General features: G+C 63.3%; 15 protein-coding genes. 9 read left to right on the plus strand and 6 right to left on the minus strand.

Annotation, left to right across the window (positions count from 1 at the left end; all coding sequences use genetic code 11):
- Positions 1–11 precede the first annotated feature (11 nt).
- The 5 genes from remB to dnaA all read right to left on the minus strand — a co-directional run bounded on the left by remB (position 12) and on the right by dnaA (position 4,432).
- Positions 12–293 carry an extracellular matrix regulator RemB gene (gene remB, locus NE609_RS11190; RefSeq protein ID WP_121586260.1) on the minus strand — a complete coding sequence of 94 codons (282 nt, stop codon included), beginning with the start codon at positions 291–293 and terminating at the stop codon, positions 12–14.
- A 13-nt stretch (positions 294–306) separates the two neighbouring features.
- Positions 307–1,419 carry a DNA replication/repair protein RecF gene (gene recF / locus NE609_RS11195; protein ID WP_256152526.1) on the minus strand — a complete coding sequence of 371 codons (1,113 nt, stop codon included), beginning with the start codon at positions 1,417–1,419 and terminating at the stop codon, positions 307–309.
- A gap of 3 nt (positions 1,420–1,422) precedes the next feature.
- Positions 1,423–1,626: an RNA-binding S4 domain-containing protein gene (locus tag NE609_RS11200; protein ID WP_256152527.1), complete on the minus strand. Its 204-nt coding sequence runs from the start codon at positions 1,624–1,626 to the stop codon at positions 1,423–1,425.
- A 22-nt stretch (positions 1,627–1,648) separates the two neighbouring features.
- On the minus strand, positions 1,649–2,752 hold the full coding sequence (gene dnaN, locus NE609_RS11205; protein ID WP_256152528.1) for a DNA polymerase III subunit beta: 1,104 nt from the start codon (positions 2,750–2,752) through the stop codon (positions 1,649–1,651).
- A 351-nt stretch (positions 2,753–3,103) separates the two neighbouring features.
- A complete protein-coding gene (dnaA, locus tag NE609_RS11210) occupies positions 3,104–4,432 on the minus strand; it encodes a chromosomal replication initiator protein DnaA (protein WP_256152529.1) in 1,329 nt (442 codons plus the stop codon).
- A gap of 367 nt (positions 4,433–4,799) precedes the next feature.
- On the opposite strand from dnaA, the gene rpmH reads away from it, so the two are divergent.
- The 9 genes from rpmH (at position 4,800) to NE609_RS11255 (ending at position 13,507) form a co-directional block, all read left to right on the plus strand.
- Positions 4,800–4,934, plus strand: a complete 135-nt coding sequence (rpmH, locus tag NE609_RS11215) for a 50S ribosomal protein L34 (RefSeq protein ID WP_101553137.1) — start codon at positions 4,800–4,802, stop codon at positions 4,932–4,934.
- A gap of 180 nt (positions 4,935–5,114) precedes the next feature.
- Entirely contained in the window at positions 5,115–5,450 is a 336-nt protein-coding gene (gene rnpA, locus NE609_RS11220) for a ribonuclease P protein component (protein WP_256152530.1), read from the plus strand.
- Positions 5,444–5,695, plus strand: a complete 252-nt coding sequence (gene yidD / locus NE609_RS11225) for a membrane protein insertion efficiency factor YidD (protein ID WP_101553139.1) — start codon at positions 5,444–5,446, stop codon at positions 5,693–5,695. The genes rnpA and yidD overlap by 7 nt, the downstream gene beginning before the upstream one ends.
- A 5-nt stretch (positions 5,696–5,700) precedes the next feature.
- Positions 5,701–6,768: a membrane protein insertase YidC gene (gene yidC, locus NE609_RS11230; RefSeq protein ID WP_121587690.1), complete on the plus strand. Its 1,068-nt coding sequence runs from the start codon at positions 5,701–5,703 to the stop codon at positions 6,766–6,768.
- A 55-nt stretch (positions 6,769–6,823) separates the two neighbouring features.
- Positions 6,824–8,080, plus strand: coding sequence for an RNA-binding cell elongation regulator Jag/EloR (gene jag, locus NE609_RS11235; RefSeq protein ID WP_256152531.1), 1,257 nt, complete (start codon positions 6,824–6,826; stop codon positions 8,078–8,080).
- 94 nt (positions 8,081–8,174) lie between these two features.
- Positions 8,175–9,545 carry a tRNA uridine-5-carboxymethylaminomethyl(34) synthesis GTPase MnmE gene (gene mnmE, locus NE609_RS11240; protein WP_256152532.1) on the plus strand — a complete coding sequence of 457 codons (1,371 nt, stop codon included), beginning with the start codon at positions 8,175–8,177 and terminating at the stop codon, positions 9,543–9,545.
- A gap of 429 nt (positions 9,546–9,974) precedes the next feature.
- Positions 9,975–11,858, plus strand: a complete 1,884-nt coding sequence (mnmG, locus tag NE609_RS11245) for a tRNA uridine-5-carboxymethylaminomethyl(34) synthesis enzyme MnmG (protein WP_256152533.1) — start codon at positions 9,975–9,977, stop codon at positions 11,856–11,858.
- Positions 11,855–12,571 (plus strand): 16S rRNA (guanine(527)-N(7))-methyltransferase RsmG, encoded by a 717-nt coding sequence (rsmG, locus tag NE609_RS11250; RefSeq protein ID WP_256152534.1) that lies wholly within the window; start codon positions 11,855–11,857, stop codon positions 12,569–12,571. Before mnmG ends, rsmG begins: the two co-directional genes overlap by 4 nt.
- A gap of 108 nt (positions 12,572–12,679) precedes the next feature.
- The gene (locus NE609_RS11255; RefSeq protein WP_101553145.1) at positions 12,680–13,507 is read left to right on the plus strand and encodes a ParB/RepB/Spo0J family partition protein; all 828 of its coding nucleotides are present in this window, start codon (positions 12,680–12,682) and stop codon (positions 13,505–13,507) included.
- Here NE609_RS11255 and NE609_RS11260 read toward each other — a convergent pair.
- Positions 13,504–13,885: hypothetical protein (locus NE609_RS11260; protein WP_256152535.1), on the minus strand; the 382-nt coding region annotated here is incomplete at its 5' end. The two genes, NE609_RS11255 and NE609_RS11260, sit on opposite strands and share 4 nt — an antisense overlap.

Raw genomic sequence — 13,885 nt, forward strand, 5'->3', positions numbered from 1 at the left:
TTTCCGGCCTGTTATCCGTGTTCGATGTTCGCCAGCCCGTCCACGAAGCCCGCCCGCTTTTTGAGGGTCGCGGAGGAGATCTGCGTGATGTAGACCTTCGGGTTGCGGCGGCCCCTGCCGCAGATGACAAAGGATTTCGGAAGCTCGTAGGAGACGTTCACAACGAGCCCGCCCTTTTCCGACTTGGCGAGAAACTCCTTGGTGATCTTTGAGATCGAGGTGTTCTCCAGATCGAAGATGCCGATGATCTCGTCGGTGCGCACCACCGTGTCCTGTCCGAGATGCAGGTACATATTCCCCGCCCCTTTACTCGTATTTCCTGGTCGTGAGGACGCGCCCGCCCTCCAGCTTGACGCTGACGCCGCTCGTCAGGTGCTTGAAGTCCGCCCGGTCGCAGCAGGTCATGATGAGCTGCCGCCCGCTGAGATGGTTGAGCAGGTAGTCGCGGCGCGCCGCGTCCAGCTCGCTCATCACGTCGTCGAGCAGGACGACGGGATATTCACCGATCGTCTCCCGGATGATTTCGCACTCGGCCATCTTGAGGGCGAGCACGCAGGAGCGTTGCTGCCCCTGCGACCCGAACACCCGCGCGCTGTTGCCGTCAAGGGTGACCGCAATGTCGTCCCGGTGGGGGCCGAGCCCGGTCACCCGGCTGCGGATGTCCTCCCCCCGGTGGGCGCGCAGGTCCTCAAGCACCTGCTCCTCGATCTCGGGGATGGAGCGCGCCGTGTCGCACCGGAGCGACGACTGGTATTCCAGCCCGAGCGCCTCCTTTTCCCCGGAAATACCCGCGTAAGTCTCCCGCGCGAAGGGGGAAAGGCGGTCGAGGAAGGAGGCGCGCGTCTTGATCAGCACCGCCGCGAAGGAGGCCAGCCGCGCGTCCCAGACGTCCAGCGTGTCGAAGAGGCTCGTCTCATAGGCGATGTCCTTGAGCAGGCGGTTGCGCTGGTCGAGCACGCGGGTGTACTGGTTCAGGATGTGGATATACTTGGGCTTGATCTGGCAGATAGACGTGTCGATGAACTTGCGCTTTTCGAGCGGTCCGTTTTTGATGAGGGAGAGGTGGGTGGGCGAAAAGACCACCGCGCAGAAATGCCCCGCCAGTTCGGCGGCGGATTTGAGCGGGATCTCGTTGAGCGCCGCGCCGCGCCTTCCCTCGATGGTCACACGGGCATGCTGATCGCGGCCGGCGGCGAAAAATTCCATCTCCAGCCCGGCCTGCGGCGCGCCGAAGCGGACGAGCTGCCCGTCCTTCGCGCCCCGGAAGCTCTTGGCCCCCGTGAAAAGCCACACGGCCTCGACAAAATTGGTCTTGCCCTGCCCGTTGTCCCCATAGACGACGTTGGCGCCGTCCGAAAGCTCCAGCTCGAGCGAGGCGATATTGCGGAAATCGCTGATCCGGATGCGGTTGATCTTCACCTGCTACACAACCTCGATTTCGGAATCTCCAGCGGTTACGACGTCGCCGGGGAAGATCTTTTTGCCCCGCATGGTGCATGTTTCCCCGTTGACCGTCACCTTCCCGGCGGCGACGAGCTCCTTGGCCTGCCCGCCGGTTTCGGCCGCGCCGGCAAATTTCAAAAGCGCGTCCAGCTTGATAAAGGGGGGCCTGATCGTAATCTTCATACGCGTTTCACCCTTCCGCCGGTCATTCCGACTTGAGCCGCACCGGCAGCACGAGGAAGGTGAAGCTGTCCCCCTCGAGCGGAACCAGCTTGATCGGGGAGAGCGCCCCGTTGATGAGCAGCTGGATCTCGTCACATTCGCTCGCCTTGAGCGCGTCGAGCATGTAGCGGCTGTTGAAGCCGATCTCCACGTCGTCGCCCGTCTGCTGGCAGGTGATCTCGTCGTACGCCTTGCCGATCGCGGTCGAACAGGAGATCTTGATCACGCCGCCCTCGAATTTGAGCCGCAGGGGGCTTTTGATATTGTCCGAAATGAGCAGGGAGGCGCGGTCGATGGCGGCGATCAGCTCGCGCGTGCTGATCTTGACGGTCGTCTGCCCGCCCGCGGGGATGGCCGCCCGGTAATCGAGGAATTCTCCCTCCAACAGCCTGGATATTACATTATAACTCCCGGCCTTGAAGATAATATGTCGTTTTGAGACGGCGATCTCAATGTCGCCCTCCTCGTCCCTGAGGAGCTTTGCCACCTCGGAAAGGGATTTGCCGGGGACGATGAAGGAAAAATCGCTGTCGAACGCAACCTTCTCCCGCCGCAGGGCGAGGCGGTAGCCGTCGACCGACACGACGTTCAGCTCCCCGCCCTTGATGTCGAAGAGGGAGCCGGTATGGACCGGCTTGCTGTCGCTCACCGCCACCGCGAAGAGGGTCTGGTTGATCATGTTCTTGAGCGCCGCCTGCGGCAGGCTGATCTCGGTGGTCTGGTTGACCGCCGGCAGCTCGGGGTATTCCGACGCCGGGATGCCGAGGATGGTGTACTCGGTGAGGGAGCCCTTGATCAGCGTCAGCATCTTTTCGTCCGAGGTGATGCTGATCGTCTCGCTGGGCATCCGGCGGATCATGTCGAGGAAGATCCGCGCGGAGAGGACGATCTCGCCCGGCGCGATAACCTTCGCCTCGATCGCCGTGGAGATCGCGAGCTCGAGGTCGTAGCCGGTCAGGTAGAGCCGCCCGTCCTGCGCGCGCAGCAGCACGCCTTCGAGCGCCGCGAGGGTGTTTTTCGCGGAGACCGCGCGGGAGACGTTGCCCACCGCTTCCACGAGAAGCTGTTTGTCACAGATGACGTTCATCAAAGCACCTCCTAGATGATAGAAGAATCCGCGGTGGGTTTTTCCACAGCGGAAAAAGGATCCTGATTTGGATAGAGAGAGTAAAAGAAAAATAGTCGTAGTAGTAGGGGGCGCGCAAAAGTGGAGACGCCCCGGAAAGGCGGAGCACCGGCTGATTCGCGGGCGGTCGGCCGCCCGGAGAACCGGGGAAGCGATTGGTGGAAAAGGGCATTTCCGGCCGCCGTTTCCACGCCGCTGTGGAAAAGCGGGGCGGAAAGTAGAGAAAATGTGGAAAACTTTGTGGAAATCGTGGAAGGTCTCAAAAATCTTCCACGGGATTTGGCAGATGTGAAGAGTGGAAAGTGGAAAAGATCAGCTGTCGCGGATATTCTTGACGATATCCTCGATCGTTTCCTTATAGCGCAGGTCGTTGGCCATGTTCTTTTCGACCTGCTGGATCGCGTAGACGATCGTGCTGTGGTCGCGCCCGCCGAACTCCTCGCCGATGGTGGACATCGACATCTGGGTGATCTCGCGCACGATGTAGATGGAGATCTGCCGCGCGGAGGAGATCTGGGCGCTGCGCTTGTTGGAGCGGATGTCCTGCGGCGAAATGCCGTAGGTGCGGCCGACCTCCGAGATGATCCGCTCGACCGTGACGGGCACCGGCTGGTTGTCGTTGAGGATGTCGCGGATCGCGTTCTGCGCGATGACGATCGACGGGTTGGTGCCCTGCAGGAGCTTGTAGGCCTTGAGCTTCTTGACGGCGCCTTCGAGCTGGCGGATGTTGGTCTTGAGGCGGTTGGCGATGTACTCGGCCACGTCGTCGGGGATCTGGATGTCCAGCAGCTGCGCCTTGCGGCGGATGATCGCGATGCGCGTCTCATAGTCGGGCGCCTGGATGTCCGCGAGCAGCCCCCACTCAAAGCGGGTGCGGAGCCTGTCCTCCAGCGTCTTGATCTCCTTGGGGGGACGGTCGGACGCGAGGACGATCTGCTTGCCCGCCTCGTAGAGGGTATTGAAGGTGTGGAAGAACTCCTCCTGCGTGCTCTCCTTGCCGCCGATGAACTGGATGTCGTCGACGAGCAGCACGTCCGCCTTGCGGTACCGCTCGCGGAAGGCGGCGGTGTTCTGGTCGCGGATGGCGGTGATGATGTCGTTGGCGAACTCGTCGCCCTTGACGTAGATGATGTTGTAGTCTGGCTTGTTTTTGCGGATCTCGGTGCAGATCGCATGGAGCAGGTGGGTCTTGCCCAGCCCGGAGCCGCCGTAGATGAAGAGGGGGTTGTAGGCGTTGGCGGGGTTGGCCGCGACGGCAAGCGAGGCCGCGTGCGCGAACTTGTTGGAGGAGCCGACGATGAAGGTGTCGAAGGTGTAGTCGTACTCTCCGCCGCTCACCGAGCTGTCCGCGTCGGCGGGCAGCGGCTCGACGGAAGAGGCCTGTCCCGCCGAGGGGCCGTCGCAGGAGACGTCGATGCCGACCTCAAAGCCGAGGACCTCCTCGAAGGCGGTCTGGAGGATGGCGGTGTACTTCTCCTTGACGATATTCATCTTGAACTCGGAGTTTACCTTTAAATAAGCGGTCGACTCCACGAGCCGGACCGGGACGATGTCCTTGAGCCAGAGGTTGAAGGCCACGTCGGAGATTTTCCCTTTGCAGTGGTCGAGCACGAGCGGGAATAGGTCGGCGAAAGATTCCATGGGAACAGCTCCTTTGGTGAGTGTGGAGAACCGGTGCAAACCGGCCCGGGACTGTGTGAAAAAGGAGAAATTCCACCGTTTTTCAACAGAACCTGTAACTTTTTAATCATACCACAAAACGGGCGTTCTTTCAAGTATTCCACTTACGGCAGAATCTACATATTTATATAGTAGTGGGGGCGCGTTTTCCGTCGCCGCGAAACCGCCGCCGCCGAAGGAATTCGGCAAATGCGGGCCCATGCCTTGACAAACCGCCGCAAAGTGCGGTATAATGCTTATCTGCAAGGTAAAAAAGAATTCCCCGCGCTCGCGGCCTGCCGCCGCGGGCGCAGGATATGGAATCGACCGCAGGAGAGGAGGGTTGACAATGATTCGGACCTATCAGCCGAAAAAGCTCCAGAGGAAAAAAGAACACGGTTTCCGCAAACGTATGGCGACCAAGAACGGCCGCAAGGTGCTTGCCCGCAGAAGGGCGAAGGGCAGGGCTCGCCTGACCCACTGATCCCGGTCTGTTCCCCGCGCCACGCGCGGGGCGGCGGGACGCCTTTCCCGGAAAAGCTCCTTTCGCGGCGCTGCGATGTTTGCATCGGAAAATAGACGGCCACAGCTCGCGTTGTGGTCTTTATTTTTATCAGGCGGCAGCGCGGCTGAGGGGTCCCGCCGCATGTTTGGAGGAACACCCATGCTCCACACCGAAACCCTGACGCTCAACAAGGAATTCCGCAGAGCCTACTATCGGGGCCGTGCCTTTCCCACTCCCGTAGTTGTGGTCTACGTCCTCAAAAACCACAAAGGCATCAACCGCATCGGGCTGACCGCCACCAAGAAGATCGGCAAGGCGGTCAGGCGCAACCGCGCGCGGCGGGTCCTCAAGGAGGCCTACCGCCTGCTGGAACCGCAGTTCCCCATCGGGAACGACTACGTCTTTGTCGCCCGCACCAAAACGGTTTTCGCCTCCACGCAGGAGGTCATGCGGGCAATGCGGTCGGTCATTGAAAAGCTGGGCAAAAAATCATGAAACGCCTGCTGCTCTTCCTGATCAGGCTCTATCGGCGGCTGCTTTCCCCGCTCAAGGGAAGGCCCACCTGCCGCTTCTATCCGACCTGTTCGGCCTATGCCTACACCGCCGTCGAGCGCTTCGGCGCGCTGCGCGGCGGCTATCTTGCGCTGAGACGGATCCTAAAGTGCCATCCGTTTCACCCGGGCGGGATCGATCCTGTCCCCGAGACCTTTTCATTTCGAAATCAAAAAGAGAGGAACTAGAATAGATGGCTTGGCTATATTCCATATTCGGTTACCCGCTCGGCTGGGTAATGTGGGCCTGCTTCAAGGTGATCCCCATCTACGGCGTCGCCCTTCTGCTCTTTACCATCATCGTGCGCGCCTGCCTGGTCCCGCTTTCGATCAAGCAGCAGAAGTCGATGGTGAAGATGCAGATCTTCAAGCCCCGCATGGATGAGATCCAGAAGAAGTACGCGAACAACAAGGAAAAAATGAATGAAGAGATGATGAAGCTCTACCAGGAGGAGAACTATAACCCGATGTCGGGCTGTCTCCCCATGGCGATCCAGATGCCCATCCTCTTCGGTCTTTACGACGTCATCCAGCGCCCGCTGACCCACCTGCTCCGGGTGGCCGGCCCGACCATCGAAAGCGCGACCGAGATCGCGGCGGGGCTCTTGAACAACGCGAACCTCGCCAAGGACTACTCTCGCCAGATCCGCATCATCGACGCGGTCAACCAGAACCCCGACGCCTTTTCCGGCCTGGGGGATTTTGTGCAGAAGGTGCAGTCGCTCGATCTGTCCATCGGCCCCATCGACCTGACCCAGCAGCCGACCTTCGCGCTCAACATCCTGCTGCTCATCCCGATCCTCTCCTTCCTGACCTCCGTGCTCGTCTCGTGGGTCTCGATGCGCCAGTCCGCGGCCGCCGCGGGCGACAACGCCGCCGCGGCCGGCATGTCCAAGGGCATGATGCTCATGATGCCGCTGATGTCCGCGTGGATCTCCTTTGTGGTGCCCGCCGGACTGGGCGTCTACTGGGTCATCTCCAACCTGCTCATGGCGCTCCAGACCTTCCTGCTCAACCGGTATATGAACCCGGCCAAGCTGGCCGCGAAGGCCCAGGCGGAGTATGAGGCCAAAAAGGAGGCCGACCGCCAGGCCAAGATCGAGGCCAAAAAGCGCGCGCGTGAACGCGGCGAAAAGGACATCGACGCCGCCCTCTCCCAGAAGGAAATCAACCGCATCAAGCTGGCCGAGGCCAGGAAGCGCGACGCCGAAAAATACGGCGAAGTCTACAAGGAAGTTACCGACGACGACCTGAAGGCGTAAACAGGACTTGCCGCCCGCAACCGCGCGGCAACCATCACGGAGGTGTAAACAAGCCATGCGTGAAGTCATTAAGGAAGCGCGCAGCGTCGAGGAGGCCCTCGACCTCGCCTGCCAGGAATTGGGCGTCGAGCGCGACGCGATCGATTTTGAGATCGTCACCCTGCCCAAGCGCGGCTTTTTGGGCCTGCGCAACACCCCTGCCAAGGTGCGTGTATTCATTGAGGAGCCCGAGGCCCCCGCGCCCAGGAGGCGGGAGGAGCGCCCTGAGAAAAAGGAAAATACTGGAAAACAGCAGCGGCAGGAGCCCCGCCGGGAGCCGAAAAAACAGGAGCCCCGCGCGGAAAAGCCCGCCCCCAAAGCGGAGGCGAAGCCGGAGCAGGCCGCCGAGCCGAAACCGGAAAGGAAGCCCGAGCCCGCCGAGCCGCAGCCGCCGCTGGAGTTTGTGGCCGCGGACACGGTCGAGGGCAAGGCGCGCACCGCCGCCGACTATGTCAAGTCGGTGCTGGCTGAGATGGGCGTCGCGGCGGGGATCTCCGTGGCCTTTACCGACAACGGCATTGTCATGCGGCTGTCGGGCGAGGGGCTGGGCGTCATCATCGGACGCCGCGGCGAGACGCTCGACGCGCTGCAATACCTCTCCGGGCTGGTCGCCAACCGCCAGGAGGGCGACTACATGCGCGTGACGATCGATTCGGGCAACTACCGCGAAAAGCGGGAGCGCACGCTGCAGCAGCTCGCGCGCAAGCTCTCCGCCTCCGCGGTCCGCTATGGGAGGCCGTCGACCCTCGAGCCGATGAACCCCTATGAGCGCCGCATCATTCATTCGACCGTTTCGGGGATCGAAGGCGTGACCTCCTCCTCCATCGGGGAGGAGCCCAACCGCCGCGTGGTCATTTCCCCGACCAATCCGCGCCCGCAGCAGCGGGGCGGAAAAGGCCGCGGCCCGCGTCCGGGCGGCGCCGGCGGAAGCCGCCCGCCCCGCAGGGACGGACGGCCCGGCGAGGGACGTCCGCGTGACGACAGGCCCCGCGACGACAGGCCGAGGGACGACCGCCGCGGAGGGGACAGGCCCCCCCGCAGGGACGGGTTCCGCAGCGACCGCGGCCCGCGCCGGGACGGCGCGCCCCGTGAGAGCGTCAAGCCGACCCCGACCGACGTCGACCGCGAGTACATGAAGGAGCTTGAGCGGGAGCCCGAGCACTATGTGAAGCCGGATTCCTCCGAGCAGGCCGCGCAGCCGCGCAACGAACCCGCGCGCCCCGCCGCCCGCGTAGAAGAGGATCTGCCGCTCTACGGCAAGATCGACCTGTAACACCGATTCTGACTGCGAGGAGGTTTCACGTGAAACCTCCTCGTTTGCACGTTCCGAACATTTTCAGGACGGCCGCGGGCCGGGAGGAGACAGGATGCAGAGCATGGATACGATCGCGGCAGTCGCGACGCCGCTGGGGACCGGTGGGATCGGTGTGGTGCGCCTGTCCGGCCCCGAGGCCGCGGCGGTCGCGGACCGGGTGGTCCGGATGGCCGGGGGAAAGACAGTGGCCGGGATGAAAGGATATACCTGCGCCTATGGGCGGGCGGGAGATGCGGACGGGGAGATCGACGAAGCGGTCGTCACCCTCTTTCGCGCGCCGAGGAGCTTCACGGGGGAGGAGGTCGTCGAGATCGCCGTCCACGGCGGCGTCTACCTCGTCAACCGCCTTTTGCGCGCCTGCGTTGCGGCGGGCGCGCGTCCCGCGCTCGCGGGGGAGTTTACCCGGCGCGCCTTTTTGAACGGCAAGCTCGACCTGACGCAGGCGGAGGCGGTCGCCGACCTCATTTCCGCCGAGGGGCGGCAGGCGGCGCGCGCCGCGCTGAGTGCGCGGGACGGGGCGCTCTACCGCAGGGCCGAAGCCGCGGCGGACGCCCTCACCGGCCACGCCGCCCACCTGGCCGCGTGGATCGACTACCCCGAGGAGGAGATCGCCGAGGTGGACCCTGCCGAGCTGGGCGCGGGGCTGCGCCGGTGCGAGGCGGATCTGGCCGGGCTGCTCGGCACCTATGACACGGGGAGGATCATCCGGGAGGGGATCTCCGCCGCGATCGTCGGGCGGCCGAACGTGGGCAAGTCAACCCTGATGAACCTGCTCGCGGGGCACGCCCGGAGCATCGTCACCGACATCGCCGGGACGACGCGGGACATCGTGAGCGACACGATCCGTTTGGGGGAGATCGTGCTGCACCTGTCAGATACGGCGGGCATTCGCGGCACGGACGACCCGGTGGAACGTGCGGGGGTGGACCTCGCGGTCGGGGAGCTTGCGCGGGCGCAGCTCGTGCTGGCGGTCTTCGACGGCTCGGACGCGCTCGATGAAAACGACCTGCGCGTGATCCGCTGCTGCAAGGACGCGGTCTGCATTGCGCTCGTGAACAAAAACGACCTGCCTCAGCGGCTGGACATGGAGGTCATCCGGAAAAATTTTGCGCATGTCGTGACGCTCTCGGCCAAGTCGGCGGAGGGTGCGGACGCTCTGAAAAAAAAGATGGAGGAGCTCTTTCTGCTTGAGCGTTTCGACCCTTCGGCGGCGGTGGTCGCCAACGAGCGCCAGCGCGCCGCCGTGGCGGACGCGCTGGCGGAGGTGCGCGAGGCGGCGGACGCGCTGGAAGCGGGCGTCTCCTACGACGCGGTGTGCGTCTGCATCGAGCGCGCGGTGGACGCGCTGCTCACGTTGACGGGCAGGCGCGCAACGCAGGAGGTCGTCGACCAGGTCTTTTCCCGCTTTTGCGTCGGAAAATGAATCATTTTTCGTATCCGCGTCCTCAAACCAAATTTTTCGTCCACCTTTTTGAAAAGGTGGCGGGTGAGCCGCCGGACGAGGTCCGGCGGCGAGGGCGGAGCCCTTACTTGGGCCCGCAGGCCCTGCTTCAGGCGCATTTTGGGGGTTTGGGGGCCTTTTGCAAGAGAAAAGGCCCCCATGGCGCGCCCGCGGGCGCGCCTTCCCCGCGCTGGGCAAAGACGAGGAGGCCGAGGGGCGGTTCCCCGGCGGGAAACCGCCCCTCAGCAAACGCCCCTTTTTCTCTTGTAAAAAGGGGCCGAAAAATACGCCTGAAGAATGGGGCGTTCCGCCGCTGCGGCGGCGGCAAGGGCGGGCTTTTGAAAAAGCCCCCCTTGACCCCGAAAACTTTTAGTGGAGGCGGGATAAAATTTGGTGAAAGGAGGGGTTTCAATGGAATATCGGGCGGGCGATTACGACGTCGCCGTGATCGGCGCGGGACACGCGGGCATCGAGGCCGCGCTCGCGGCCGCACGGCTTGGCGCGCGCACCGTGCTCTTTACCATGTCCCTCGACGCGATCGGCAACATGCCCTGCAACCCCTCGATCGGCGGCACCGCGAAGGGGCATCTCGTCCGGGAGATCGACGCGCTCGGCGGCGAAATGGCTAAGGCCGCCGACGCCACCTTTATCCAGTCCCGGATGCTAAACCGCGGCAAGGGCCCGGCGGTCCACAGCCTGCGCGCGCAGGCAGACCGCAGGCAGTATCACCTCTATATGAAGCGCGTGCTCGAATACCAGGAAAACCTCGACCTCAAGCAGGCCGAGATCGTCGATATCCGTGCGGAGAACGGCCGCGTGTCCGCTGTCGTCACCGCGTTGGGCGCGGTCTACGGGGTGAAGGCCGCCGTGCTCTGCACCGGCACCTACCTGCGCGGCAAAATCTTTGTGGGGGAGTACACCGCCGAGAGCGGACCGGACGGGATGCACGCGGCGGGCCCGCTCTCCGATTCCCTGCGGGCGCTCGGCATCCCGCTCCGCCGCTTCAAGACCGGCACCCCCGCGCGGGTCGACCGCCGTTCGATCGACTTTTCCAAGACTCAGCCGCAGGAGGGGGACGACCCGATCACTCCCTTCTCCTTTGAGACCGACCCGGCGGGGCTGCGAAACCGCGCGGTCTGCCATATGGCCTACACGAACGAGCGCACCCACGCCGTCATCCGCCAAAATCTCCACCGTTCCCCCCTCTATGGTGGAATGATCGAGGGGATTGGGCCGCGCTACTGTCCGAGCATCGAGGACAAGGTCGTCCGCTTTGCCGACAAGACCCGCCATCAGCTTTTCATTGAGCCGATGGGACTGGACACCAACGAGATGTATTTGCAGGGGATGTCCTCGTCGCTGCCCGAGGAGGTGCAGGTCGCGCTCTACCGCACGATCGACGGCTTTGAAAAGATTCAGATTATGCGCAACGCCTATGCGATCGAGTACGACTGCATCGATCCGACCTGCCTTTGCGCGTCGCTCGAATGCAAAGCGGTTGGAGGGCTCTTCGGCGCGGGGCAGTTCAACGGCACCTCCGGATATGAGGAGGCTGCCGCGCAGGGCCTGGTGGCCGGCGTGAACGCCGCCCGCCAGACCCAGGGGAAGGAGCCGCTGATCCTCGACCGCGCGAGCTCCTATATCGGCACGCTGATCGACGACCTCGTGATCAAGGGCTGCAACGACCCCTACCGCATGATGACCTCCCGCTCGGAATACCGGCTGCTGCTGCGGCAGGACAACGCCGACGCGCGGCTGACCCCCATCGGGTATGAGCTCGGCCTCATCGGGGAGGGGCGCTGGCGGCGGTTCCGGGAGAAGCAGGCGCTGATTGAAGGGGAGATCGCGCGGCTGCGGAAAACGTCCGCCGCACCCTCGGAGGAACTGAACGGCCTGCTTGTTTCACGTGAAACGGCGCCGATCACCCTTTCGGTACGGCTCGCGGAGCTGCTGCGCCGCCCGCAGGTCGGCTACGCCGACCTCGCGCCCTTCGACCCGGAGCGTCCGGAGCTTCCGCGCGACGTGTGGGAGGAAGCGGAGATTACGATCAAATATGAGGGCTACATCAAAAAGCAGCTCGCCCAGGTGGAGCAGATGCGTCGGCTGGAAAACCGCGCGCTGCCCGCCGACATCGATTACCGCGGGATCGGCGGGCTGCGGCTGGAGGCGGCGGAGAAGCTCGGGAAGATACGCCCCGTCAACATCGGGCAGGCGTCGCGCATCAGCGGGGTGAGCCCCGCGGATATCTCGGTGCTGCTGATCTGGCTGGAACAGCGCAGGGGAGGGAAGACATGATTGACAAAAGGATGCTCGCGGAATACGCGGCCGCGCTCGGTCTCCCGCTCGGAGAGGCTGAACTGGAGCGGTTCGACCGGTACGCAGAGCTGCTCGTCGAGTGGAACGAAAGGATGAACCTCACGGCGATCACCGAGCCGGGGGAGATCGTCGTCAAGCATTTTGTGGACAGCCTGACCCTGCTCAGGGCGTTTACACCCCCCGTGGGAGCGACCCTGGTCGACGTGGGGACCGGCGCGGGCTTTCCGTCGGTGCCGGTGAAGATCGTGCGGCCCGACCTGCGGGTCACGCTGCTTGACAGCCTGAATAAACGGTTGGTTTTTCTGCGGGAACTGTCCGCCGCGCTCGGGCAGGAGGAAAACGTTTGTGTCCATGCGCGCGCCGAGGAGGCGGGCAGGCAGCCCGGACATCGGGAGCAATATGCGCTTGCGACCGCGCGGGCGGTGGCGCACCTGCGGGAGCTGAGCGAATACTGCCTGCCGCTGGTGCGGGTGGGCGGCATGTTCGCGGCGCTCAAGGGGGGCGACGTGGACGTGGAGCTGGAGGAATCCCGCAGGGCGGTGGAGCTTCTGGGCGGGAAAATCGACCGGATCGAACGGCTGGAACTGCCGGACGGAAGCCGCAGGGCGATTATCTGCGTCAAGAAAATATCGCAGACCTCGACAAAATATCCACGTCCGCACGCGAAAATGGCAAAAAATCCGCTGGCCTGATGTCCCAGGCTGGCGGATTTTGCTTTTTCCTGCGACCGAAATTTCTGGAAATCAGGAATATTTCATGGTACCATCTAGTCAAGGACAAACGGAAGGACGTGAAATGCCATGAAGTTTTCAAAACAACGCACGGTCAACCGGGTCGTCCTGCTGGATGTCAACGAGATCACCTCGAGCCCCTACCAGCCGCGCAGGCAGTTTGATCCCAAGGGCATGAAGGAACTGGCCGACAGCATCTCCCAAAGCGGGTTGCTCCAGCCGATCACGGTGCGCCGCACCGAAACGGGGTACGAGCTCATCGCGGGGGAGCGCCGGCTGATGGCCTGCCGGATGCTCCATCTGGACAAGATCCCCGCCATCGTCGAACAGTTCGACGATGAAAAGTCCGCTGTCTTTTCCCTGGTGGAAAACCTCCAGCGCAAGGACCTCAACTATTTTGAAGAGGCGGTGGGCATCCAACAGCTGATGCAGCGGTGCGAAATGACCCAGCAGCAGGTAGCGGAACGGCTGGGTAAGGCGCAGTCGACCGTCGCCAACAAGCTGCGCCTGCTGACCTTCAGCGAACCGCTCCGCCGCCGGATGCTCGACGCGGGCCTGACCGAACGCCACGCGCGCGCCCTGCTCAAGCTCCCGGATGAGATCACCGTCGCGGCGGCTCTGGAGCATATCGTACGGGAGCGCCTAAACGTGGGGGAGACCGAGCGATATGTGGACGCACTTCTCGAGCCTGTCGAAGAGCAGGAGGAGCCGCGCAGGGCCACCCGTCTCTTTATCGTGAAGGACCTGCGCGTCTTTATGAACACGATCTCCAAAGCGGTCTCCACCATGAAGCTGGCGGGCATCGACATCAACACCACAAAGGTCGAGGATGAAGAATACATTTGCTATACCATGCGGATTCCCAAAAAGAGCGCTTACCGGACGCACAGCGCCTAATTTTTTCCGACGCCAACCACCGCTTGGACGGGCCGCGTTAACAGCGCGCGGAAGCCGTCCCGGGGCTTGGTCAAATAAATACACGTTTCCCTGCAAAGAAACCGCCGCAAGGCGGTTTCTTTGCGTCGCGCAGACCGCGCGTTTTGATTGTGGCGATGAGACGGCGCGACAAGCGGAAAGCCGCCGCAAAGCGGTTTCTTTGCGTCGCGCAGACCGCGCGCTCCGATTGCGGCGATAAGGCGGCGCGACAGGCGGAAAGCCGCCGCAAGGCGGTTTCTTTGCGTCGCGGAAGTTTTGGGTTTACCGCTCATTGAGCGGCGGAGTTGCCGGGTCCCGCCCCGGCGGGCGGCCCCATTTCTTGTGCGGACAAGAAATGGG

The sequence above is a fragment of the Anaerotruncus sp. DFI.9.16 genome (genome assembly GCF_024461615.1).
GTDB lineage: Bacteria > Bacillota > Clostridia > Oscillospirales > Ruminococcaceae > Anaerotruncus > Anaerotruncus massiliensis.

What these genes read in the sequence shown, in the direction of transcription:
- remB (WP_121586260.1), bottom strand. Translation starts at nt 293, where the DNA reads ATGTACCTGCATCTCGGACAGGACACGGTGGTGCGCACCGACGAGATC.
- NE609_RS11200 (WP_256152527.1), bottom strand. Translation starts at nt 1,626, where the DNA reads ATGAAGATTACGATCAGGCCCCCCTTTATCAAGCTGGACGCGCTTTTG.
- dnaN (WP_256152528.1), bottom strand. Translation starts at nt 2,752, where the DNA reads ATGAACGTCATCTGTGACAAACAGCTTCTCGTGGAAGCGGTGGGCAAC.
- dnaA (WP_256152529.1), bottom strand. Translation starts at nt 4,432, where the DNA reads ATGGAATCTTTCGCCGACCTATTCCCGCTCGTGCTCGACCACTGCAAA.
- rpmH (WP_101553137.1), top strand. Translation starts at nt 4,800, where the DNA reads ATGATTCGGACCTATCAGCCGAAAAAGCTCCAGAGGAAAAAAGAACAC.
- rnpA (WP_256152530.1), top strand. Translation starts at nt 5,115, where the DNA reads ATGCTCCACACCGAAACCCTGACGCTCAACAAGGAATTCCGCAGAGCC.
- yidC (WP_121587690.1), top strand. Translation starts at nt 5,701, where the DNA reads ATGGCTTGGCTATATTCCATATTCGGTTACCCGCTCGGCTGGGTAATG.
- jag (WP_256152531.1), top strand. Translation starts at nt 6,824, where the DNA reads ATGCGTGAAGTCATTAAGGAAGCGCGCAGCGTCGAGGAGGCCCTCGAC.
- mnmE (WP_256152532.1), top strand. Translation starts at nt 8,175, where the DNA reads ATGCAGAGCATGGATACGATCGCGGCAGTCGCGACGCCGCTGGGGACC.
- mnmG (WP_256152533.1), top strand. Translation starts at nt 9,975, where the DNA reads ATGGAATATCGGGCGGGCGATTACGACGTCGCCGTGATCGGCGCGGGA.
- rsmG (WP_256152534.1), top strand. Translation starts at nt 11,855, where the DNA reads ATGATTGACAAAAGGATGCTCGCGGAATACGCGGCCGCGCTCGGTCTC.
- NE609_RS11255 (WP_101553145.1), top strand. Translation starts at nt 12,680, where the DNA reads ATGAAGTTTTCAAAACAACGCACGGTCAACCGGGTCGTCCTGCTGGAT.